Origin of the sequence: Mycobacterium paraense (assembly GCF_002101815.1) — a bacterium.
Taxonomy (GTDB): Bacteria; Actinomycetota; Actinomycetes; order Mycobacteriales; family Mycobacteriaceae; genus Mycobacterium; species Mycobacterium paraense.
This window is the reverse complement of sequence record NZ_LQPM01000023.1, coordinates 156200-176924: the sequence shown is the minus strand read 5'-3', so window position 1 is coordinate 176924 and position 20725 is coordinate 156200. Positions and strand designations below refer to the sequence as shown.

The 20725-nt window shown below is 68.9% G+C and carries 21 protein-coding genes; 13 read left to right on the top strand and 8 right to left on the bottom strand.

Annotated elements, in window-relative coordinates; genetic code table 11:
• The first annotated feature begins 155 nt into the window (after positions 1-155).
• Positions 156-890, top strand: a complete 735-nt coding sequence (locus AWB89_RS18020; protein ID WP_085095910.1) for a DUF429 domain-containing protein — start codon at positions 156-158, stop codon at positions 888-890.
• A 4-nt stretch (positions 891-894) separates the two neighbouring features.
• Here AWB89_RS18020 and AWB89_RS18015 read toward each other — a convergent pair whose 3' ends face one another.
• Entirely contained in the window at positions 895-1512 is a 618-nt protein-coding gene (locus AWB89_RS18015; protein WP_085095659.1) for a TetR/AcrR family transcriptional regulator, read from the bottom strand.
• Between the two features lie 61 nt (positions 1513-1573).
• Here AWB89_RS18015 and AWB89_RS18010 point away from each other — a divergent pair, with 61 nt between their 5' ends.
• Both AWB89_RS18010 and AWB89_RS18005 read left to right on the top strand, forming a co-directional pair.
• Positions 1574-2491, top strand: coding sequence for an alpha/beta hydrolase (locus tag AWB89_RS18010; protein WP_085175481.1), 918 nt, complete (start codon positions 1574-1576; stop codon positions 2489-2491).
• A 10-nt stretch (positions 2492-2501) separates the two neighbouring features.
• Positions 2502-4085: a gamma-glutamyltransferase family protein gene (locus AWB89_RS18005; RefSeq protein ID WP_085175479.1), complete on the top strand. Its 1584-nt coding sequence runs from the start codon at positions 2502-2504 to the stop codon at positions 4083-4085.
• Here the strand turns inward: AWB89_RS18005 and purD are convergent.
• Positions 4082-5350: a phosphoribosylamine--glycine ligase gene (purD, locus tag AWB89_RS18000; protein WP_085095665.1), complete on the bottom strand. Its 1269-nt coding sequence runs from the start codon at positions 5348-5350 to the stop codon at positions 4082-4084. The genes AWB89_RS18005 and purD overlap by 4 nt on opposite strands.
• Positions 5351-5374: 24 nt before the next feature.
• Positions 5375-5782: a MarR family winged helix-turn-helix transcriptional regulator gene (locus AWB89_RS17995; RefSeq protein WP_085175477.1), complete on the bottom strand. Its 408-nt coding sequence runs from the start codon at positions 5780-5782 to the stop codon at positions 5375-5377.
• Positions 5783-5864: 82 nt separating this feature from the next.
• Here AWB89_RS17995 and AWB89_RS17990 point away from each other — a divergent pair, with 82 nt between their 5' ends.
• A complete protein-coding gene (locus AWB89_RS17990) occupies positions 5865-6950 on the top strand; it encodes an aldo/keto reductase (RefSeq protein WP_085175654.1) in 1086 nt (361 codons plus the stop codon).
• 9 nt (positions 6951-6959) lie between these two features.
• On the opposite strand, the gene AWB89_RS17985 is transcribed toward AWB89_RS17990, so the two are convergent.
• The 4 genes from AWB89_RS17985 to AWB89_RS17970 are packed head-to-tail and all read right to left on the bottom strand — an operon-like array spanning position 6960 to position 10481.
• Entirely contained in the window at positions 6960-7394 is a 435-nt protein-coding gene (locus tag AWB89_RS17985) for a carboxymuconolactone decarboxylase family protein (RefSeq protein ID WP_085175475.1), read from the bottom strand.
• Entirely contained in the window at positions 7394-8251 is an 858-nt protein-coding gene (locus AWB89_RS17980) for an NAD(P)-dependent oxidoreductase (protein WP_085175473.1), read from the bottom strand. The genes AWB89_RS17985 and AWB89_RS17980 overlap by 1 nt, the downstream gene beginning before the upstream one ends.
• Positions 8248-8997, bottom strand: coding sequence for an SDR family oxidoreductase (locus AWB89_RS17975; RefSeq protein ID WP_085095675.1), 750 nt, complete (start codon positions 8995-8997; stop codon positions 8248-8250). The genes AWB89_RS17980 and AWB89_RS17975 overlap by 4 nt, the downstream gene beginning before the upstream one ends.
• 14 nt (positions 8998-9011) lie before the next feature.
• On the bottom strand, positions 9012-10481 hold the full coding sequence (locus AWB89_RS17970) for an aldehyde dehydrogenase (protein WP_085175471.1): 1470 nt from the start codon (positions 10479-10481) through the stop codon (positions 9012-9014).
• 212 nt (positions 10482-10693) lie between these two features.
• On the opposite strand from AWB89_RS17970, the gene AWB89_RS17965 reads away from it, so the two are divergent.
• The 9 genes from AWB89_RS17965 to AWB89_RS17925 all read left to right on the top strand — a co-directional run bounded on the left by AWB89_RS17965 (position 10694) and on the right by AWB89_RS17925 (position 19223).
• The gene (locus AWB89_RS17965; RefSeq protein ID WP_085095679.1) at positions 10694-11320 is read left to right on the top strand and encodes a TetR/AcrR family transcriptional regulator; all 627 of its coding nucleotides are present in this window, start codon (positions 10694-10696) and stop codon (positions 11318-11320) included.
• Entirely contained in the window at positions 11321-12538 is a 1218-nt protein-coding gene (locus tag AWB89_RS17960) for a cytochrome P450 (protein WP_085095681.1), read from the top strand.
• A gap of 10 nt (positions 12539-12548) precedes the next feature.
• A complete protein-coding gene (locus AWB89_RS17955; RefSeq protein ID WP_085095683.1) occupies positions 12549-13376 on the top strand; it encodes an SDR family oxidoreductase in 828 nt (275 codons plus the stop codon).
• A complete protein-coding gene (locus AWB89_RS17950; RefSeq protein WP_085095685.1) occupies positions 13373-14725 on the top strand; it encodes a cytochrome P450 in 1353 nt (450 codons plus the stop codon). Before AWB89_RS17955 ends, AWB89_RS17950 begins: the two co-directional genes overlap by 4 nt.
• Positions 14726-14737: 12 nt before the next feature.
• The gene (locus AWB89_RS17945; RefSeq protein WP_085095687.1) at positions 14738-14947 is read left to right on the top strand and encodes a ferredoxin; all 210 of its coding nucleotides are present in this window, start codon (positions 14738-14740) and stop codon (positions 14945-14947) included.
• 2 nt (positions 14948-14949) lie between these two features.
• A complete protein-coding gene (locus tag AWB89_RS17940) occupies positions 14950-15495 on the top strand; it encodes a nuclear transport factor 2-like protein (protein WP_085175470.1) in 546 nt (181 codons plus the stop codon).
• A gap of 142 nt (positions 15496-15637) precedes the next feature.
• A complete protein-coding gene (locus AWB89_RS17935) occupies positions 15638-16765 on the top strand; it encodes an NDMA-dependent alcohol dehydrogenase (protein WP_085095691.1) in 1128 nt (375 codons plus the stop codon).
• Between the two features lie 14 nt (positions 16766-16779).
• Positions 16780-18777 carry an FAD-dependent oxidoreductase gene (locus AWB89_RS17930; protein WP_085175469.1) on the top strand — a complete coding sequence of 666 codons (1998 nt, stop codon included), beginning with the start codon at positions 16780-16782 and terminating at the stop codon, positions 18775-18777.
• Positions 18778-18794: 17 nt separating this feature from the next.
• A complete protein-coding gene (locus AWB89_RS17925) occupies positions 18795-19223 on the top strand; it encodes a ketosteroid isomerase family protein (protein ID WP_085175467.1) in 429 nt (142 codons plus the stop codon).
• Positions 19224-19229: 6 nt separating this feature from the next.
• Here AWB89_RS17925 and AWB89_RS17920 read toward each other — a convergent pair whose 3' ends face one another.
• Entirely contained in the window at positions 19230-20663 is a 1434-nt protein-coding gene (locus AWB89_RS17920) for a hypothetical protein (RefSeq protein WP_085175465.1), read from the bottom strand.
• Between the last annotated feature and the right edge of the window lie 62 nt (positions 20664-20725).

Sequence of the window (20725 nt, the reverse complement as noted above, 5' to 3'; positions counted from 1 at the left end):
CTCCGCCGGGCGGCAGGCGATGTGCCCGCCTCAGAGCGACAATGCGCGCCCACCGCGCCGACCCGCCTGATTGTCGCTGTGAGGCGGGCACAAAGGGTCCCGGCTTCCGCAGAGGCCAATGTGGCGGATGTGACCGGCGGCCATAGCCTGTGGGGGTGCACTTCGCCGGCGTCGACCTGGCCTGGGGCGGTCGCAACCCCACCGGTGTCGCGGTCCTCGACGCCGACGGCCGCCTGCTGCACCTGTGCGCCGTGCGCGACGACGCGGCGGTGCTGGCCGCCCTGTCGCCCTATGTGCGCGACGACTGCCTGGTCGCCTTCGACGCGCCGCTGGTGGTGACCAACCCGACCGGCCAGCGGCCGGCCGAGGCGGCCCTCAACCGCGACTTCCGCCGGTTCGAAGCCGGGGCGCACCCCTGCAATACCGGAAAACCCGAATTCGCCGACGGCCCACGCGGGGGTCGGCTGGCCGCGGCGCTGGGCCTCGAGCTGGATCCGCGGTCGACGGCCGGGCGCCGCGCCATCGAGGTGTACCCGCACGCGGCCACCGTCGCGCTGTTCCGATTGGAGCGGACGCTGAAATACAAGGCGAAGCCCGGCCGCACCCTCGACGGGCTCAAGTCCGAGCTCTTGCTGCTGATGGACGGCGTCGAAAAGCTCGCCGACGCCGCGGTGCCCCTGCGGGTCGTTGGCCATGACGGCTGGGCGCAGCTGCGCGGGCAGGTCGTCACGGCGCAACGCAAGAGCGAGCTGCGCCGCGCCGAAGACCCGGTCGACGCCGTCGTCTGCGCCTACGTGGCGTTGTACTCCCAGCGCTGTCCGGCCGCCGTCACGATCTATGGCGACTTCGCCACCGGATACATCGTGACCCCGTCGCTGCCCCGCCCCTAGTGGTTCAGATCTGCACCGGTCGCGGGTCGATGGGCGCGAGCACGTCGACGAGCTCGACCACCGTGCCCAACGCGGCCGCGGCCGGGTCGCCGCCCTCGACCAGCGCGGAGACCACGCACCCGTCGACCGCGCAGATCAGCGTGCACACCAGCTCGATCCGCACGGATCGGCCGGACCGTTCGAGGGCCTCCGCCACGGCCTCGGCGCGCTGGCGCAGGCTGCGACGCATCGTCTCGCGCAGGGCGGGCAGCCGGGTGCAGGCGATGTGCCGCTCGTAACGGGAGATCAGCTGCTCGGTGAGCGCCGGGTCGGACAGATCCCCCACCAGCAGGTCGACCAGCACCTCGGCGGTGGTCTCCGGTCCGCGGCGCCGCCGGGACAACGCGTTGACCCGCGCCCGCAGCTGGGCGATCTCGATCATCCCGATGTGTTCGACGGCGCGGGCGATCAAATCGTCCAGCGACGAGAAGTAATAAGTGGTCGAGGCCAACGGCAGACCCGCCCGGCGGGCGACCGCCCGGTGGCGCACCGCTTCGAACCCGCCCTCGGCAAGCAGCTCGGCGGCGGCGCTCACGAGCGCATACCGTCGACGTTCTCCCTTTGGAGTAACTGCTGCAGTCACGAGTAGCCATGGTGCCAGCAAAAGTGGTACTCCATTGCCATTTTGGCCAAACGGCCGTGGCATGATGGCCCGCATGCCCGACTTGAGCCGCCGCGCCCTGCTCGGTCTCGGCGCCGGCGCGGCCGTCGGCGCCACCGGCGCATACGCCCTCGACATCCTGTTAGAGCCCCGAACATCTCACGCGGCGCCGGTGTCGGCGGCCAGCACCCAGGCGCCCTTGGCTCCGCCGCCCAGCGCCCCCGTCGCACCGGCGGCACCGGCCTCCGCCGCGCCGACCATGGTGACGGGCTCCTTCGTTTCAGCGGCGCGCGGCGGCGTCAACACCAACTGGGCGATCGCCCGTCCACCGGGGCAGACCAAGGCGCTGCGACCGGTCATTGCGCTGCACGGCAAGGGCAGCGACGCGGCCACCGTGATGGCCGGCGGCGTCGAGCAGGGGCTGGCCCAGGCCGTCAACGCCGGGCTGCCGCCGTTCGCGGTGGTGGCCGTCGACGGTGGCGGCGGTTATTGGCACAAGCGGGCGTCGGGCGAGGACGCCGGGGCCATGGTGCTGAACGAGCTGATCCCGATGCTGGGCGGCCAGGACCTGGACACCTCGCGGGTCGCGTTCCTCGGCTGGTCGATGGGCGGCTACGGCGCGCTGCTGCTGGGCGGGCGGCTCGGGCCTGCGCGCACCGCCGCGATTTGCGCGGTGAGCCCGGCGCTGTGGATGTCGTCCGGGGCGGCCGCACCGGGGGCGTTCGACGGGCCGGACGACTTCGCGGCGAACTCGGTGTTCGGGATGCCGGCGCTGGCGTCGATACCGATCCGGGTGGATTGCGGCGACAGCGACCCGTTCTACGGGGCGACTAAGCAGTTCATCGCGCAACTGCCCAACCCGCCCGCTGGCGGCTTCTCGCCCGGCGGGCACAACGCGGAGTTCTGGAGCTCGCAGCTGCCGGCCGAGCTGACCTGGCTGGCGCCGCTGCTGACGGCCTAGTCTCGCGGAGGTGACCACACCCTTCGGTTGGAGCCTCCCGTACGCCTGGCCGCGAAAGCCCGTCCTGGCGGCCAACGTCGTGTGCACGTCGCAACCGCTTGCCGCCCAGGCCGGTCTGCGCATGCTCGCCGGGGGTGGCAGCGCCGTGGACGCGGCGATCGCCACCGCCATCACCCTGACCGTGGTCGAGCCGGTGTCCAACGGCATCGGCTCGGACGCCTTCGCCATCGTCTGGGACGGCGCGCGGCTGCACGGGCTGAACGCCTCCGGCCGCTCCCCCGCGGCCTGGACGCCGGAGTACTTCGGCGGCAACGCGGTTCCCGCGCTCGGCTGGAATTCGGTGACCGTGCCCGGGGCGGTCTCGGCGTGGGCGGAGCTGCACGCCAAGTTCGGCAGGCTGCCGTTCGAGAGGCTGTTCGAGCCCGCAATCTCTTACGGCCGCAACGGCTTTCTGGTGTCGCCCACCGTCGCGGAGCAATGGGCGGCCCAGGTGCCGCTCTTCAAGGACCAGCCTGGGTTCGCCGAGGCGTTCCTGCCCGGCGGGCGGGCGCCGAAACCGGGCGAGCTCTTCAGGTTTCCCGACCAGGCGGCCACGCTCGAGCGGATCGCCGCGACCAACGGAGAGGCGTTCTACCGCGGCGACGTGGCCGCCACACTCGAGGCGCACGCGCTGGCCCATGGCGGGGCGATGCGCGCCGGCGACCTCGCCGCGCACCGCGCCGACTGGGTGGGCACGATCGATGCCGCCTATCGCGGGTACACCGTGCACGAGATACCGCCCAACGGCCAGGGGATCGTGGCGCTCATCGCGCTGGGGATCCTGGAACACTTCGACATGTCCTCGTGGCCGGCCGATTCCGCGGACAGCGTGCACCTGCAGATCGAGGCCGTGAAGCTCGCGTTCGCCGACGCGCAGGCCTATGTCGCCGACATCGACCACATGGCGCTGGCCCCGGATGACCTGCTGGACAAGGAATACCTGCGGCAGCGCGCCGCGCTGATCGATCCGACGCGGGCCAGGCCGGCGTCCGCGGGCACGCCGCGCGGCGGCACCGTCTATCTGACGGCGGCCGACGCCGCCGGGGTCATGGTGTCGATGATCCAGTCCAACTACATGGGGTTCGGCTCGGGCGTGGTGGTGCCGGGCACCGGGGTGTCGCTGCAGAATCGGGGTGCGGATTTCGCTGTCGCCGAGGGACATCCGAACCGCGTCGGGCCGGGCAAGCGTCCGTACCACACCATCATCCCGGGGTTCGTCACCAAGGACGGGGCCCCGGTGATGAGCTTCGGGGTGATGGGCGGCACGATGCAGCCGCAGGGGCATGTGCAGGTGATGGTGCGCATCGCCGACCACGGGCAGAATCCGCAGGCTGCGTGCGACGGCCCGCGGTTCCGCTGGGTGCAGGGCATGCAGGTCAGCTGCGAGCGCGGCTTCCCGGAGTCGACGCTCGACGAACTCCGGCGGCGCGGCCACGATTTGATCGCCGTGGACGACTACAACCAGTTCGGCAGCTGCCAGGCGATCTGGCGGCTCGACGACGGCTACCTGGCCGTGAGCGATCCGCGCCGCGACGGGCAGGCCGCAGGTTTCTAGACGCTCACCTTGCCCTCCGCCGCGGCGAGGGCGATATCGGATCGGAAGTGGCTGCCGGGCAACCGAATCGAACCCAGGATCTCGTACGCGTTCGCGCGGGCGGCGGACAGGTCCGCTCCGGTGCCCACCACCGACAGCACCCGCCCGCCCGACGAGACGATCGCCCCGTCGTCGCGCCGCGCGGTTCCGGCGTGCAGCACGCCGTCGGCTTCCGCGCCGACGACGACGTCCCCGACCCGCGGGCGTCCGGGGTAGTTTTCGGCCGCCAGCACCACCGTCACCGCGGCGCCCTCGCTCCAGCGCAACCCGCCGAAACCGGCCAGCCCGCCGGTGCTCGCGGCATAGAGCAATTGGCCGAGCGGCGACTCCAGCAGGGCGAGCACGGCCTGCGTCTCGGGATCGCCGAAGCGGCAATTGAATTCGACGACGGCGGGCCCCTTCGCGGTGATCGCCAGACCGACGTAGAGCAAGCCGGTGAAGGGGCAGCCGCGCTGAACCAGTTCGGCCGCAACGGGTTCGACGATCCGGCCGACGATCTCCCGATACACCTCCTCCGGCAGCCACGCGAGCGGCGCGTAGGCGCCCATGCCGCCGGTGTTGGGGCCGGTGTCGCCGTCGCCGACCCGCTTGAAGTCCTGCGCCGGCAGCAGCGGCACCACGGTGGCGCCGTCGACCACACAGAACAGCGACACCTCGGGGCCGTCGAGGAAGGACTCCAGCAGCACCGGGTGTCCCGCCTCGAGCAGGCTGGCGGCGTGGGCGCGCGCCGCGTCGCGATCGGGGGTCACCACCACGCCCTTGCCTGCCGCCAGGGCATCGTCTTTCACCACCCACGCCGGGTCGCCGGCCGGCGGGCCGAAGCGGTCCAGGGCCGCGTCCAAACGTGCCGGGCTGTCGACGATTTCGCTCGCGGCGGTTCGCACGCCGGCCGCGGCCATGACGTCTTTGGCGAACGCCTTGGAGCCCTCGATGCGGGCGGCGTCCTTGCCGGGTCCGAAGCAGGCGATGCCGGCGGCGCGCACCGCGTCGGCCACCCCCAGCACCAGCGGCACCTCGGGACCGATGACGACGAGGTCGGCACGAACCTCGCGCGCCAACGCGACCACCGCTTCGCCGGAGGTGATGTCGACGTCATGCTGTTCGGCCAGCCGGGCGGTGCCGGCGTTGCCCGGTGCGACCGCCAGCCCGGTGACCTGCGAATCCCTGCGCAGCGCCAGCAGCAGCGCATGCTCACGGGCACCGGAACCGATCACCAGGACACGCACGACACGTCAGAGTAGCCCAGGCGGTCAGACGATTCGCTCCAGCAGGCCTTTCAGCTCTTTTTGCTGCGCGGCGGTGAGACGCCCCAGGCGCTTGTCGAACTCCGCCGACAGCAGCGCGAGGCCGTCGGCGGCGGCTTTCCGGCCGGCCGGGGTGAGCAGGAGGCGGTGGCGACGCAGATCGGCGGAGTCGATCTCGCGGCGCACGAACCCGGCCGCCTCGAGCCGTTTCAGGTAGACCGTCACCGTCGCCTTGGGCATGCTGAGCGTCGCCGCCAATTCGGCGGGATAGGGATGCTCGTCGATCTCGGCGAGCAGGAACAGCTCCTTGGACTCGAGCCCGAGCGCGCCGATGTCGGCCTCGGCGCATGCGATGACCGACACCAGCACCCGGTAGTTCAACGACCAGATCTTGGCCGCATCGACCGCTGACATCGACTTGCCAGATCGTTCAGTCGTGAACTAGTTTAGATTGGAACAAGCGCATAAGCGAACAATCTACCAGAAAGCCGCCGCCATGCCCCTGGATCAATACGTGACACTCGGACGCTCCGGCTTGCGGGTCAGCCCCCTGTGCCTCGGCGCGATGACGTTCGGCGAAGACCTCGGCTGGGGCACCAGTGTGGAAGAGTCCCAACAGATCATCGATCGATACACCGAACTCGGCGGCAACTTCATCGACACCGCCAACTTCTACACCAGGAGCCACTCCGAGAAGATCATCGGCGACCACGTCGGGCGGCACCCCGCCCGGCGCGACCGCTTGGTGATCGCGACCAAGTTCAGCGGCAACCTCTACCCGGGCGATCCGAACGGCGGCGGCTCGGGCCGCAAATCGTTGGTCAACGCGTGCGAAAACTCGTTGCGGCGCCTGCAGACCGACTACATCGACCTCTACTGGCTGCACATCTGGGACGCGAGCACCCCGATCGAGGAGACCATGGCGGCGCTCGACGACCTGGTCCGGGCGGGCAAGGTGCGCTACATCGGCGTTTCGGACACGCCGGCGTGGAAGATCGCCGAAGCCAACCTCATCGCGCGTTTCCGCGGCTGGTCGGCATTCGTCGGGTTGCAGGTCGAGTACTCGCTGCTCGAACGCGACGTCGAACAGGAACTGGTGCCGATGGCGTCCGAGTTCGGTCTCGGCATCACACCGTGGTCGCCGCTCAAGGGCGGCGTGCTGAGCGGCAAGTACACCCGGGCCAATGCCGGCCGGCAGGACGCCGGTCGCGGCGCGATGGTCAACGCGTTCCTCAACGAGGAGACCTACGCGCTGATCGACGAACTCGAGGCCATCGCCAAGGCCCACGAGACGACCGTCGCCAGCATCGCGCTGGCCTGGGTCCGCGCGCAGCCCGGCGTCTCGTCCGTCATCATCGGCGCGCGCAGGCTCGCGCAACTCAACGACAACGTCCGCGCCGTCGAGGTGAGCCTCGGCGCCGACGAGCTGGCCCGGCTCGACGCGCTGACCAAGCCGAAATTCGGGTTCCCGCACAACATGCTGGAAATGGCGCCGGGCATCATCAACGGCGGCACGTCGGTCAACGGCGTCTCCGGGCCGATCTCCGAATACGTGATGCCAGAAGGCGTGCAGCCGTACTGACCTCTCGGCTCAGTCCTTGTCGCCGGAGTGCATCTTCAGCGCGGCGTCCACGTTGGCCTTCTTGTCCTCCGCGGCGCCCTTGGCCGCAGCCTTCTTGCGCTTGGCGACGACGGCGTCGACGGCGCCGTTGAGCGCCGAGCCCAGCGGGAAGCCGAGGTAGTGGGTGAGGAAGACGGCCATCTCCTTCAGCTCGGTCTCGCTCAGCTCCCCGTTGAGCAGTGCGGCGTTGATCTGGATCTCGGCCAGGTCGCGATTTCCGATCGCGGTCACCGCCGTCAGCGTCATGATCCGCTTGTCGCGCATCGACAATCCCGGTCGCGTCCAGATGCTGCCGAACAGGTGGTCGACGGTCAGGTCGAAGTACGCGTCGCCCTCCACGTTGGGCATCTCCCAGCCGTAGACTTCGTTCATCTTCTCGAGGCCCTTGCGGCGCAGCTCGTCCATCATGCCTCTTTCTCTGTGTGTGGCACCCCCAGGCCGGCGGCCAGCCCCTCGTACGCCAGCTGGGCAAGCGGCAGGTCGACCGACAACGTATCGCCCAAACCCAGCGCCAGGCTCAGGTCCTTCTCACCGAGACCCCGGGTGTGCATAAACGGTTGGTACAGAAAGTGTTCCGGCTGAAGATCTTTCATGTCATCGCGGACCATGATGGCCCCTGGCCCGCCGGTGAGCGCGTCGGTGTGGCGCACCACCCGGCCCAGCGCCTGCAGGTCGAGCCCGGCCGCCTCGGCCAGTCTCATCGCCTCGCACGCCGCCACATAGGAGGTGAAGGTCAACATGTTGCGGGCCAGCTTCATTCGCGTCCCCGCGCCCGGCTCCCCGGCGTGGACGACCATCGCGGCCCAGTGTTTGAAGGCCGGCTTGATCCGCTCGTAGACCTCGCGCTCGGCGCCCACCATGGTGGCCAGCTCGCCCTTCGCGGCGGCGGCCGCGCCACCGCTGACCGGCGCGTCGACGATGTGAATGCCGCGCGGTTTCAGCTCGCGGGCCAGTTCGACGGCGGTGGTGTCGCTGATGGTCGAGTGGATCGCGATCACCGTGCCGGGCCTGGCGTGCGCCGCCAGTTCGCCGACCACCGCGCGCACCTGCGCATCGTCGAGGACGGTGACATGGACGATGTCGGCGGCGGCGACGTCGGCGACGCTGTCGGCCAGGCCGGCGCCCTTCTCGGCCAGCGGCGTCATCGCCTCGGTCCGGATGTCGTAAACCGTCACCCCGCCGGGCCATTCGGTCATCTTCGTGGCCATCGGGGCGCCCATGTTGCCCAGCCCGATGTAGCCGAGCCTCAAGTCGTTCGTCATGACCGGATTATCTGCCCGCCGTCAACGTTGAACACCTGCCCGGTGATCCACGACGCCTCGTCGGACAACAAAAACAGGCACATCCCGACGACGTCCTCCGGAGTTCCCATGCGCGACAGGGGCAGACCCTTGACGATGTCGGCGACCATCTCCTGCGGGGTGGTGGTCCGGTTGGCTTCGGTGTCGATGGGTCCGGGCGCGATCGCGTTGATGCGGATGTTCTGGCCGCCGAGTTCGCGGGACAGCTGTTGGGTCAGGCCGTTGATGCCGACCTTGGCCAACGCGTAGAAGTTCGCATACAGCCACGCCGCGCTGGACGACTGGTTGACGATCGCCCCGCCGCCGCGCTTGGCCATCTTCTTGTACACCGCGCGGGTGCACCACAGCGCGCCGTCGAGGTTCACGCTCATGAACTTCTTGTAGTACTCGGGGTCGACCGTGAGCAGGAAATCCAGCTTCATGCCGCCGAATATCGCGGCGTTGTTGACCAGGTAGTCGATGCCGCCGAACTCGGCCAGCGTGCGGTCGGCCATCGCCTTGGCCGACGCCGGGTCGGACACGTCGACCGGCACGGCCAGCGCCGTCCCGCCGTCGGCGACGATCTGCTTGGCCACCGCCTCGGCCGCCTCGGCCTTGATGTCGGCCACCACGACCGCGGCGCCCTCGCGGGCCAGCGCCTCGGCGTACGCCTGGCCGATGCCGCCGCCCGACCCGGTGACGATGGCGACCTTGTTCTCGAATCGCATGCTGTCAAGCTCCTCTAGTTAACCGCTGTCGCGATGGTCTTGATCTCCAGGTACTCCTCGAAACCGGCCAGGCCCATCTCGCGACCGTTTCCGGATTGCTTGTAGCCACCGAACGGCGCGTCGGCCGAATACCACACGCCGCCATTGACATTGATCGTTCCGGCGCGGACCCGCGCGGCAACCCGCGCCGCGCGCTCGGGGTCGGCGCCGAACACGGTGCCCGACAATCCGTAGGGCGAGTCGTTGGCAATGCGCACGGCGTCGTCGTCGCCGTCGTGCGGGATCACGGTGAGGACCGGGCCGAAGATCTCTTCCCGCGCGCAGCGGGCGTCGTTGCCCAGCCCTGCGATCACGGTGGGCTCGATGAAGAAGCCGACGTCACGATCGGCCGGCCGGCCGCCTCCGCACGCGAAGGTCCCGCCCTCGGCGATCGCCGAGTCGAGGTAGCCCTGGATCCGGTCGCGCTGGCGCGCCGAAATCACTGGCCCGCAGATGGTTCCGGGGTCGGTGGGGTCGCCGGCCTTGATGCCGCCCACCGTCGCGGCCGCGATGGAGACCGCCTCGTCGTACCGCGCCCGCGGCACCAGCAGCCGGGTGGTGATCGCGCACCCCTGCCCCGCGTGCATGCAGACCGAAAAGCCCGCCATGCCCACCGCGCCGCCCAGGTCTGCGTCGTCGAGGACGATGAACGCCGACTTGCCGCCCAACTCGAGGAAGACCTTTTTGATGGTGGCGGCGCCGTCGGCCATCACGCTGCGGCCGGTGGCGGTCGAGCCGGTGAACGAAACCATGTCCACCCGAGGGTCTTTGGCCAACAGCGCGCCCACACCGTGGTCGCTGGACGTGACGATGTTGATCACGCCGGGCGGAAAGTCGGTGTGCTCCGCGATCAGTTCGCCCAGCACGGCGGCGCACCAGGGGGTGTCGGGGGCCGGCTTCAAGACGACGGTGTTGCCGGCGGCCAGCGCCGGTCCGATCTTGGCGAGGTTGATCTGGTGGGGGAAGTTCCACGGGGTGATGGCGCCGACGACACCGACGGCCTCGCGGGCGATGGTGCGCCGGGTGGGGATGCCCATCGGCGACGCCTCGCCGAGATCCTGGCTGTATTCGTAGGATTCGGCGGTGTCGGCCGCGAACGCGAGGTCGTTGACCGGCACTTCCAGCTGGGCGATGCCGGTGAGCATTCGCGGCGCGCCGACTTCGGCGATGGTCAGGTCGCGCAGCTCTTCGAGGTGCTGCTGCATCGCCTCGCGCAGCTGCCGCACGCACCGCACCCGCAGCTCGGTGTCGCGGGACCAGTCCGTGCCGTCGAACGCCCGCCGCGCGGCGTCGATCGCGCGACCCATGTCGTCGGCGTCGGCGTCGGCGGCAACTCCGAGCACTTCCTCGGTTGCCGGGTTGATCGTGGGAAACGTGCCGGCGTTGCCCGGCGAAAACTTCCCGTCGATGAACAGTGCGCTCGCGCCGTCGGCCAACAAGGCCATCTCCCGCTCCCGTCTGTGCGCGGCCCAATCAAGCACGCCAAATTGAGTGGACACTTGTCCGATATAGTCGCATCGAACCATAGTCGCCGGGCCGCCGGGGGTGCAAGAGCGGATCTCGGCCGGCGCCCGGGCGGTCGGCAAACTACCTGATTTAACTGCGTATTTCCCGCCCAGGCTTGCCTCCCGCCGCGGGCATCCGATAGCTTGGACATGTGTCCAGCGATGCACTGGCTACGATCGCATCCCACGCCGACCGCCAGACCGGAGCGACTTTGCGCAACCGCCGCCAGGAGGAGACCTTCCGCAAGGTCCTCGCGGCCGGCATCGAAACCCTGCGCGAGAAGTCGTACGCCGACCTGACGGTGCGCGCGGTGGCGGCCCGCGCCAAGGTGGCCCCGGCCACCGCGTACACCTACTTCTCGTCGAAGAACCATCTGATCGCCGAGGTCTACCTCGACCTGGTGCGCCAGGTCCCCTACTTCACCGACGTGAACGACCCCATGCCCACCCGCGTGGACAAGGTCCTGCGCCATCTGGCCCTCGTGGTCGCCGACGAACCGGAGGTCGGCGCGGCGTGCACCGCGGCGCTGCTGGGCGGCGGCACCGATCCCGCCGTCTGCGCGGCGCGCGACCGGATCGGCGCGGAAATCCATCGCCGCATCGCCTCGGCGATCGGTCCGGGGGCCGACGCCGCCACCGTATCCGCACTCGAGATGGCGTTTTTCGGCGCGCTGGTGCAGGCCGCCAGCGGACAGCTCACCTACCGTGAGATCGCCGACCGCCTCGTCGACGTGGCGGGGCTCATCTTGAGCGCCGCCAGCGAGGAGACAGGTAGTTAGATGACCGTGCACGTCGGCGACCACGAGCTGGTCCTGGATCCCTACGACTACGACTTCCACGAGGATCCGTACCCGTACTACCAGCGGCTGCGCGACGAGGCGCCGCTGTATCGCAACGACGAGCTGAAGTTCTGGGCGCTGTCGCGGCACCAGGATGTGCTGCACGGCTTCCGCAACAGCACGACGCTGTCCAACAAGTACGGCGTCTCGCTGGACCCGGCGTCGCGCGGCCCGCACGCGTCCAAGACCATGTCTTTCCTGGCGATGGACGATCCGGCCCACCTGCGGCTGCGAACGCTGGTCTCGAAAGGGTTCACGCCCAGGCGGATTCGGGAGCTGGAGCCCCGCGTCACCGAGATCGCGACCCAGCACCTGGACACCATGCTGGAGAAGGCGAAAGACGGCACCGTCGACTACGTCGACGAGTTCGCCGGGAAACTGCCCATGGACGTCATCTCCGAACTGATGGGCGTCCCCGAGCCGGACCGGGTCCAGGTCCGCGCGTGGGCCGACGGCGTGATGCACCGCGAGGAGGGCGTCACCGACGTGCCGCCAGAGGCCGTCGAGGCCTCCCTCAACCTGATCGTCTACTACCAGGGGATGGTGGCCGAGCGGCGCAAGAAGCTGACGGACGACCTGACGTCGGCGCTGCTGGAGGCCGAGATCGACGGCGACCGGCTCACCGACGACGAGGTGCTCGGCTTCATGTTCCTGATGGTGATCGCCGGCAACGAGACCACCACCAAACTGCTTGCGAACGCCGCGTTTTGGGGCCACCGAAACCCGGATCAGCTCGCCCCGGTGTACGCCGACCTGTCGCGGGTGCCGCTGTGGGTCGAGGAGACCCTGCGCTACGACACCTCGAGCCAGATCCTGGCCCGCACCGTGTCCGGGGAGCTCACCCTGTATGACACCACCATTCCCGAGGGCGACGTCCTGCTGCTGCTGCCCGGCTCGGGCCATCGCGACGGGCGGGTCTTCGACAACCCGGACGACTTTGTGATCGGGCGCGAAATCGGGCCCAAACTATTGAGTTTCGGTAGCGGCGCACACTTCTGCCTTGGCGCGCATCTGGCGCGGATGGAAGCCCGGGTCGCGCTGACCGAGTTGTTCAAGCGAATCCGCGGATATCAGGTGGACGAGGCCAACGCCGTCCGCGTCCACTCCAGCAATGTCCGCGGATTCGCTCACCTACCCATGACTCTCACGATCAACTGAAGGGCCGCACATGCCCCGCTTTGACCCCTTGCCCGAGCGCCGGCCGGCGATCGTGGCCGGCGCCTCGTCCGGCATCGGAGAAGCCACCGCCATCGAACTGGCGGCGCACGGCTTTCCGGTCGCGCTGGGCGCCCGCCGGGTCGAGAAGCTCAACGACATCGTCGGCAAGATCAACGCCGAGGGGGGCGAGGCGGTCGGGTTCCACCTTGACGTCACCGACCCGAACTCGGTGAAATCGTTTGTCGCTCAGTCGGTCGACGCGCTCGGCGACATCGAGGTGCTGGTGGCCGGCGCGGGCGACACCTACTTCGGCAAGCTCGCCGAGATCACCACCGACGAGTTCGAGTCGCAGCTGCAGATCCACCTCGTCGGCGCCAACCGGCTGGCCGCCGCGGTGCTGCCCGGGATGCTCGCCCGGCAGCGCGGCGACTTGATCTTCGTCGGCTCCGACGTGGCCCTGCGCCAGCGGCCGCACATGGGCGCCTACGGCGCCGCCAAGGCCGCGCTCGTCGCGATGGTCACCAACTTCCAGATGGAACTCGAGGGCACCGGCGTGCGGGCCTCGATCGTGCACCCCGGCCCGACGAAGACCTCGATGGGCTGGAGCCTGCCGGCCGAGAAGATCGGCCCCGCACTCGAAGACTGGGCCAAGTGGGGCCAGGCCCGCCACGACTATTTCCTGCGCGCGGCGGATCTGGCCCGGGCCATCACGTTCGTCGCCGAGACCCCGCGCGGGGGCTTCATCGCGAACATGGAGCTTCAGCCCGAAGCGCCGTTGGCCGACAAGAAAGACCGCCAGAAGCTCGCACTCGGCGAAGAGGGGATGCCGTCCACATGACCACAGCGATCGTGCCGCGGGTTTCCGGCGGCGAAGAAGAGCACGGCCACCTGGAGGAATTCCGCACGGACCCAATCGGTTTGATGCAGCGCGTCCGGGACGAGTGCGGAGATGTCGGCTGGTTCCAGCTGGTCGACAAGCACGTGATCCTGTTGTCCGGCGCGGGCGCCAACGAGTTCTTCTTCCGTTCCGCCGACGAGGACCTCGACCAGGCCGAAGCGTACCCGTTCATGACGCCGATCTTCGGCAAGGGCGTGGTGTTCGACGCCAGCCCCGAGCGGCGCAAGGAGATGCTGCACAACTCGGCGCTGCGGGGCGAACAGATGAAGGGCCACGCCGCCACCATCGAGGGCGAAGTCAAGAAGATGATCGCCAATTGGGGCGACGAGGGCGAGATCGAGCTGCTCGACTTCTTCGCCGAGCTGACCATCTACACCTCGACGGCCTGCCTGATCGGGCTGAAGTTCCGCGAGCAGCTCGACCATCGGTTCGCCGAGTACTACCACGAGCTGGAACGCGGCACCGACCCGCTGTGTTACGTCGACCCTTACCTCCCGATCGAAAGCTTCAAGCGTCGCGACGAGGCGCGCGTGAAACTCGTTGCGGTGGTGCAGGAGATCATGGACCAGCGGCTGGCCAATCCGCCTAAGGACAAGGCCGACCGCGACATGCTCGACGTGCTGGTCTCGATCAAGGATGAGGACGGCCGGCCGCGCTTCTCCGCCGACGAGGTCACCGGCATGTTCATCTCGCTGATGTTCGCGGGGCACCACACCAGTTCCGGGACGTCGGCCTGGACGTTGATCGAGTTGATCCGCCACGCCGACGTCTACGCCGAGGTGCTCGCAGAGCTCGAGGAGCTCTACGCCGACGGCCAGGCCGTGAGTTTTCATGCGCTGCGCTCGATTCCGAAGCTGGACAACGTGGTCAAGGAAACCCTGCGGCTGCATCCGCCGCTGATCATCCTGATGCGCGTCGCCAAGGGCGAGTTCGAGGTCGAGGGCTTCCCGATCCACGCCGGCGACTACGTCGCGGCGTCCCCGGCGATTTCGAACCGGATTCCCGAGGACTTTCCCGATCCGGACGCCTTCAATCCCGACCGCTACAACAAGCCGGAGCAGGCCGACATCGTCAACCGGTGGACCTGGATTCCGTTCGGCGCGGGGCGACACCGCTGTGTGGGGGCCGCTTTCGCCCAGATGCAGATCAAAGCCATCTTCTCGGTTCTGTTGCGCGAGTACGAGTTCGAGATGGCCCAGCCGGCCGACAGCTATCACAACGACCACTCCAAGATGGTCGTCCAGCTCGCCCGGCCGGCGAAGGTGCGCTACCGCAAGCGCAACGCGTAAGGAGTGAAGCCGATGGGCGGATTCAGGGTCGAAGCCGATCTGGATTTGTGTCAGGGCCACGCCATGTGCGAACTGGAGGCGCCGGACTACTTCCGGGTGCCCAAGCGGGGCAAGGTCGAGATCCTCGACCCCGAACCGCCCGAAGACGCCCGCGATGAGGTCGAGCGCGCGGTCGCGATGTGCCCCACGCAAGCACTGTTCATCAAAGAGAAAGAAGACTAACGATGGTGTCGCATTCACGCGCGGATCTCGAAGGATGGGTGGACCGCTGGCTGCAGGCCAACAAGGACTGCGAGAAGGCCGGTGACTGGAAGCCGCTGGCGGACTTCTACACCAAAGACGCCACCTACGGCTGGAACATCGGCCCCAAGGAGGACGTGATGTGCGTCGGCGTCGACGAGATTCGCGACATCGCCCTCGGCCTGGAGATGGAGGGCCTGGAGAACTGGGTGTACGAGTACCAGAAGGTGCTCATCGACGAGAAGCAGGGCGAGATCGTCGGCTTCTGGAAGCAGATCGTCAACAAGACCGACGGCACCCAGGACGAGATCTACGGGATCGGCGGCAGCTGGTTCCGCCTCGACGGCGACCAGCTCATCGAGTGGCAGCGCGACTTCTTCGATTTCGGCCATGTCGCGAAGATGTTCGCGAAGCTGATCGAGTCCGGCGATCTGTCCGCCGGCATGCAGCGGCGGATCGAGCGCAGCGTCGCCGGCGAGAAGCTGCCCGGCTACTACCCTTTGGGCCAGGCGCCCGTCCCGATCTGGTGAGGCGGCGGCACCCAACCAAGCATTTGATTTGTTCTAAGCGCTATGCTGGCGCGACAAGAGTGCCGTGTGGCACTCGTCACCACCGCTGCCGGCAAGACGGGTCGGCAGTTAATTTCAAAGGCGAAATGGGGTCAGGTCCAACGTGAAGACAAAAGGCGCTCTGATCTGGGAGTTCAACCAGCCGTGGTCCATCGAGGAAATCGAGATCGGCGACCCGCAAGCGCATGAGGTCAAGATCCAGATGGAAGCGGCCGGCATGTGCCACTCCGACCACCACCTGGTCACCGGCGGCATCCCGATGGCGGGGTTCCCGGTGCTCGGCGGCCACGAGGGCGCCGGCATCGTCACCGAGGTGGGACCCGGCGTGGAAGACATCGCGCCCGGCGACCACGTGGTGCTGTCGTTCATCCCGTCCTGCGGGTCCTGCCCGACCTGTCAGGCCGGCATGCGCAACCTCTGTGATCTTGGCGCCGGCCTGCTGGGCGGCGCCGCGGTGTCCGACGGGACGTTCCGCATCCAGGCCCGCGGCCAGAACGTCTTCCCCATGACCTTGCTGGGCACCTTCTCGCCGTACATGGTCGTGCACCGCAGTTCCGTCGTGAAGATCGATCCGTCGGTGCCGTTCGAGGTGGCCGCCCTGGTCGGCTGCGGCGTCACCACCGGCTACGGTTCGGCGGTTCGCACCGCCGACATCCGGCCGGGCCAGGACGTCGCCATCGTGGGCGTCGGCGGCGTCGGCATGGCCGCCCTGCAGGGCGCCGTCAACGCGGGCGCGCGCTACATCTTCGCGATCGACCCGGTGGAGTGGAAGCGCGACCAGGCCCTCAAGTTCGGCGCCACCCACGTCTATCCCGACATCAACGCCGCGCTGATGGGCATGGCGGAGGTCACCTACGGCCTGATGGCCCACAAGGTGGTCGTGACGGTCGGTGAGTTGCAGGGCGCCGACATCGACGCCTACCTGAACATCACCCAGAAGGGTGGCACCTGCGTGCTGACCGCCATCGGCAGCCTGCTGGACACCAACGTCACGCTGAACCTGGCGATGCTGACCCTGATGCAGAAGAACCTGCAGGGCACCATCTTCGGCGGTGGCAACCCGCAGTACGACATCCCGCAGCTGCTGTCGATGTACAAGGCCGGCAAGCTGAACCTGGACGACATGATCACGCGCCAGTACAAGCTCGAGCAGATCAACGACGGCTACCAGGACATGCTGGAAGGCAAGAACATTCGCGGCGTCATCCGCTACACCGACGCCGACCGGTAACCCACCGGTCCTGAGTGGCCAGCTTTCCGCACCTTTTGGCGCCGGGACGAATCGGCGCCATGGCGGTGCGCAACCGGGTGGTCATGTCTCCGATGGAGACGATGTACGGCACCCCCGACGGGCTGCCGTCGGAGCGCACCCGCGACTATTTCGCCGCCCGCGCCGAGGGTGGCGCCGGGCTGATCACGGTGGGGGCCACCGGCGTTGACAATCGTCACCCCGAGACGCCCGGGGGCCTGCACCTGGCCACCGACGACGCGGTGGACGCGCACCGGGCGCTGGTGGAGGCGGTGCACGAGCACGGCGCCAAGATCCAGCCGCAGATCGTGCACGCCGGGCCCGACGGCCTGGGACCGGAGATGTTCGGCGTCACCTCCCTGGGGCCGTCGGTGATTCCGTCCTACCTCACCGGGCGGCCGTCGGCCGAGATCAGCAAGCGCCAGCTGTGCGAGGTGTTCGACCTGTTCAAGGCCGCGGTGCGCCGCGCCGCCGAGGCGGGCTACGACGGCATCGAGCTGCACGCCGCGCACGGCTACATGCTGTTGGGGTCTTTCCTTGCGCCCCAGCGCAACCGGCGCACCGACGACTACCGGGGTGACTCGGCGCGCGGCCGGGTGCGGGTGGTGATCGAGGCGCTGGCCGCGATTCGCTCCGAGGTCGGCGACGACCTGCCGATCACGCTGCGCATCTCCGGCTACGAGCGGGTCGCGGGCGGCCGGCCGATCTACGAAACCGCCCGGCTGGCACCCGAACTCGTGGCCGCCGGGGTGAGCGCGTTCCATGTCAGCGGCGGGGTGATCGACCGGCTGGTCACCGGGATGGTCAACGGCGCCGACGACGGAGACGGGATCAACGTCGGTGCGGCGGCCGCGGTCAAGCAGGTGGTCGACGTGCCGGTGATCGCGGTCGGCCGCATCCACGACCCGGTCGCGGCCGAGCGGATCCTCGCCGACGGCCGCGCCGATTTCGTCGCGATGGGACGGCCGCTGCTGGCCGACCCCGAGCTGCCCCGCAAGTTGCGGTCCGGCCGGGCGCACCGCGTGCGCAAGTGCATCTCCTGCGAAAACTGCATCGACGCAATGGAACAGCGCTTCTCCGTCGACTGCGCGGTCAACCCCCGCACCGGCAGGGAGCGCGAGCTGGCCGCCCCCCGCGCAGGTCGGGCCAAGCGGGTGGTGGTGGTCGGCGGCGGACCGGCCGGGCTGGAGGCCGCCCGCGTGGCCGCGGAACGCGGGCATCGCGTCACGCTCTTCGAGCGCAGCGGTCAACTCGGCGGGGCATTGCGCTGGGCGGCGGTGCTGCACCCGGAAAACCAGCCGTTCCTGCACTACCTGCGCAACGAGATCCGGCTCAGCACCGCGAAGGTCGAAGCTGGACAGAACGTTTCGGCCGACGACATCGTCCGGGCGGCGCCCGACGCGGTGGTGGTGGCCACCGGCGGCCACGTCGCGGTGCCGACCATCCCCGGCGCCGACCTGCCGCACGTGTACACCGGACCCGGGTTGCGCGAGTTGTTCGCCGGCTGGCGGGAGCGACTGGTGCGCCCCTCCGCCTTTCGGCCCGCGACCCGGGCCTGGATGCCGATCGGCCGGCGGGTGACCATCGTCGGCGGCGACCTGGTCGCCCTCGAATTGGCCGAGTTCCTGGCGAGCCGGGGCCGTCAGGTGTCAATCCTTGAGCCGGGCAAGGACATTGCGCCCGAGGTGGGCAACAAGCGCAAGACGGAGCACATGGATCGCCTCGACCGGCTCGGCGTCACGGTGCACGTCCGCGCGGCCGTCGACCGGATCACCCCGCGCGACGTGGTGTTTACCCCCGCCGGTGGCGAGCCCCGGGAACTGGCCGCCGACAGCGTCGTCGTCGCCGGGACGGTCCAGCCCGACACCAGCTTGTTCGACAGCCTGGTCGCGGCCATGCCCGGCGCCGAGGTGCACGCCGCCGGCGACTGCAGCGGGCTGGGCCTCATCCGCAAAGCCACCGAGGAGGGCGCACGCGCCGCGTGCGCGATCTAGAGATAGAGGAGACAGAAATGACCGAAACCGCGCAATCTCAGGCCTCCCCGGCACTGGCCGCGTCGCAATCGTCGTGGCGCTGCGTGCAGGCGCACGACCGCGAGGGATGGCTGGCGCTGATGGCCGACGACGTCGTCGTCGAGGACCCGATCGGCAAGTCCGTCACCAATCCCGACGGAACCGGGGTGCGGGGCAAGGAGGGCGTCGCGGCCTTCTACGACACCAACATCGCGGCCAACCAGCTCACGATCACCTGCGAGGAGACGTTCCCGTCGAGCTCGCCGGACGAGATCGCGCATATCTTGGTGCTGCACAGCAGGTTCGAGGGCGGAGTCACCAGCAGGGTGCGCGGCGTGTTCACCTACAAGGTCAACGACGCCGGGCTGATCACCAACATGCGCGGCTACTGGAACCTCGAGATGATGGAGTTCGGCCAGGAGGGGTGAGTCCGCTCAGCCGATCCGCCCGAGCCCGGTGAGGTTGCCCTGCATCGCCTTGCCGTCCATCAGCACCATGGTCGGCGTCTGCAGCGGATCGCTGAGTATGGTCGCCGACTTCGGTTGCTGCCACAGCAGAGCACCGTTGCCGGAGTCGACCACGCCGTAGGCGAAGATGTCGAGCGGCGTCGTCTTGTCGCACCCGATCCGGGTGATGGTGTAGAGCAAGCCGTCCGCGATCGACAGGTGCGGTAGCGCGGCGCTGCGAACCTTGTTCTCCCACACGGTATGACAGCCGGGATTGTCGACGTCGACCCGTGTCATCCCGCCGACGAACGGCGCCGTCGGCGGCACGGCCGGGGGCGCGCCCGCCGGAACCGCCGGGTAGGGGTAGCCGTAGGTACTGGACACGAACACCGAGTTCCCCACCCCGATCGGCGCGTTCTCGCTGCCTGGGCCGCCCTGCGTCAAAACCGGTTGTTGGCAGATCAATTGACCCGTGCCGGACTGGTAGACCAGCGCGTGCACCTGGGGGCTGGCGTTGTCGACGATGGTCAGGTAATCGGCGCCGGTGGTGGGGCCGAAGTACACCGGGGTGGAGCCCGTCCCCCAGCTCAGCTGGCCGGGCTTGCGGGCGGGGCCGCGGTCATACGCCGCGCGCCAAAGGATTTGCGGGTTGCCCGCGATGTCGAGGTTCAGCTCGTACAGGGCGAAGGTGGTGGCCACCGCCACGTGACCGCTCGGTGCCGACGAGATGCTGTTCGCCACCTGCTCTCCCGCCGGCAGCTGCACGGAGGCGACGCCGCCGCCTGCCTTGCCCACACCGACGACGCCGTTACCGGTGGCGAACCAGACGTTGCCCGCATAGTCGGGGACCAGGCCCACCGAGTTGTCGCCGGCCGGTATCGCCCCGGACAGATCGGTGGACTCGGTGACGACCAGCTTCCAACAGCCCAGCGGCCCTGGCTCTTTGACGTGCGCGATGCGCAGCAGGTGGTTGGTGCCGTCGATCATCACCACCTGATTGTTGTTGTCGAGGTAGGCGTAGACGCCGCCGAGCAGGCTGCCCTTGGCGACCTGAAGTTTGGCCAGCGGGACGAAGACCGGGACCCAGCCCCCGGGGTCGATCAGGAAGATCGTCGGGGTTTGCGTGAGGTCGCTGGTGCACAGCGCCAACACCAGGCCGTCGGTGCCCTGCATGATCGTCGGGCACGCCGCCAGCAGCGGGTAGCCGAAGATCGGGACCAGGTGCGCGCCGGGGCCGGGAAGCGGTCCCGCGTCGGATGATTCGGCATCGTTGTGCAGCGACGCCAGCCCCATCGGCGCCATGAACGGGTTGGGCGGAGCCAGCGGTCCGAACACAGCCGCCGCCCGCGCGTCGGCCCCGGCGGCAAGCGCCGGGGCAAGGCACACGGCGCACGCGGTCAGCAACGCCACGGGAAACCGCACAGAGGTCTCCTCCCGTGAAGTGCGTACAGCGATTTTCCCGGGGTCGCAGAACGAAACCGCAA

What these genes read in the sequence shown, in the direction of transcription:
- AWB89_RS18010 (WP_085175481.1), top strand. Translation starts at nt 1,574, where the DNA reads ATGATGGCCCGCATGCCCGACTTGAGCCGCCGCGCCCTGCTCGGTCTC.
- AWB89_RS17995 (WP_085175477.1), bottom strand. Translation starts at nt 5,782, where the DNA reads ATGTCAGCGGTCGATGCGGCCAAGATCTGGTCGTTGAACTACCGGGTG.
- AWB89_RS17990 (WP_085175654.1), top strand. Translation starts at nt 5,865, where the DNA reads ATGCCCCTGGATCAATACGTGACACTCGGACGCTCCGGCTTGCGGGTC.
- AWB89_RS17985 (WP_085175475.1), bottom strand. Translation starts at nt 7,394, where the DNA reads ATGGACGAGCTGCGCCGCAAGGGCCTCGAGAAGATGAACGAAGTCTAC.
- AWB89_RS17980 (WP_085175473.1), bottom strand. Translation starts at nt 8,251, where the DNA reads ATGACGAACGACTTGAGGCTCGGCTACATCGGGCTGGGCAACATGGGC.
- AWB89_RS17975 (WP_085095675.1), bottom strand. Translation starts at nt 8,997, where the DNA reads ATGCGATTCGAGAACAAGGTCGCCATCGTCACCGGGTCGGGCGGCGGC.
- AWB89_RS17970 (WP_085175471.1), bottom strand. Translation starts at nt 10,481, where the DNA reads ATGGCCTTGTTGGCCGACGGCGCGAGCGCACTGTTCATCGACGGGAAG.
- AWB89_RS17960 (WP_085095681.1), top strand. Translation starts at nt 11,321, where the DNA reads ATGACCGTGCACGTCGGCGACCACGAGCTGGTCCTGGATCCCTACGAC.
- AWB89_RS17955 (WP_085095683.1), top strand. Translation starts at nt 12,549, where the DNA reads ATGCCCCGCTTTGACCCCTTGCCCGAGCGCCGGCCGGCGATCGTGGCC.
- AWB89_RS17950 (WP_085095685.1), top strand. Translation starts at nt 13,373, where the DNA reads ATGACCACAGCGATCGTGCCGCGGGTTTCCGGCGGCGAAGAAGAGCAC.
- AWB89_RS17945 (WP_085095687.1), top strand. Translation starts at nt 14,738, where the DNA reads ATGGGCGGATTCAGGGTCGAAGCCGATCTGGATTTGTGTCAGGGCCAC.
- AWB89_RS17940 (WP_085175470.1), top strand. Translation starts at nt 14,950, where the DNA reads ATGGTGTCGCATTCACGCGCGGATCTCGAAGGATGGGTGGACCGCTGG.
- AWB89_RS17925 (WP_085175467.1), top strand. Translation starts at nt 18,795, where the DNA reads ATGACCGAAACCGCGCAATCTCAGGCCTCCCCGGCACTGGCCGCGTCG.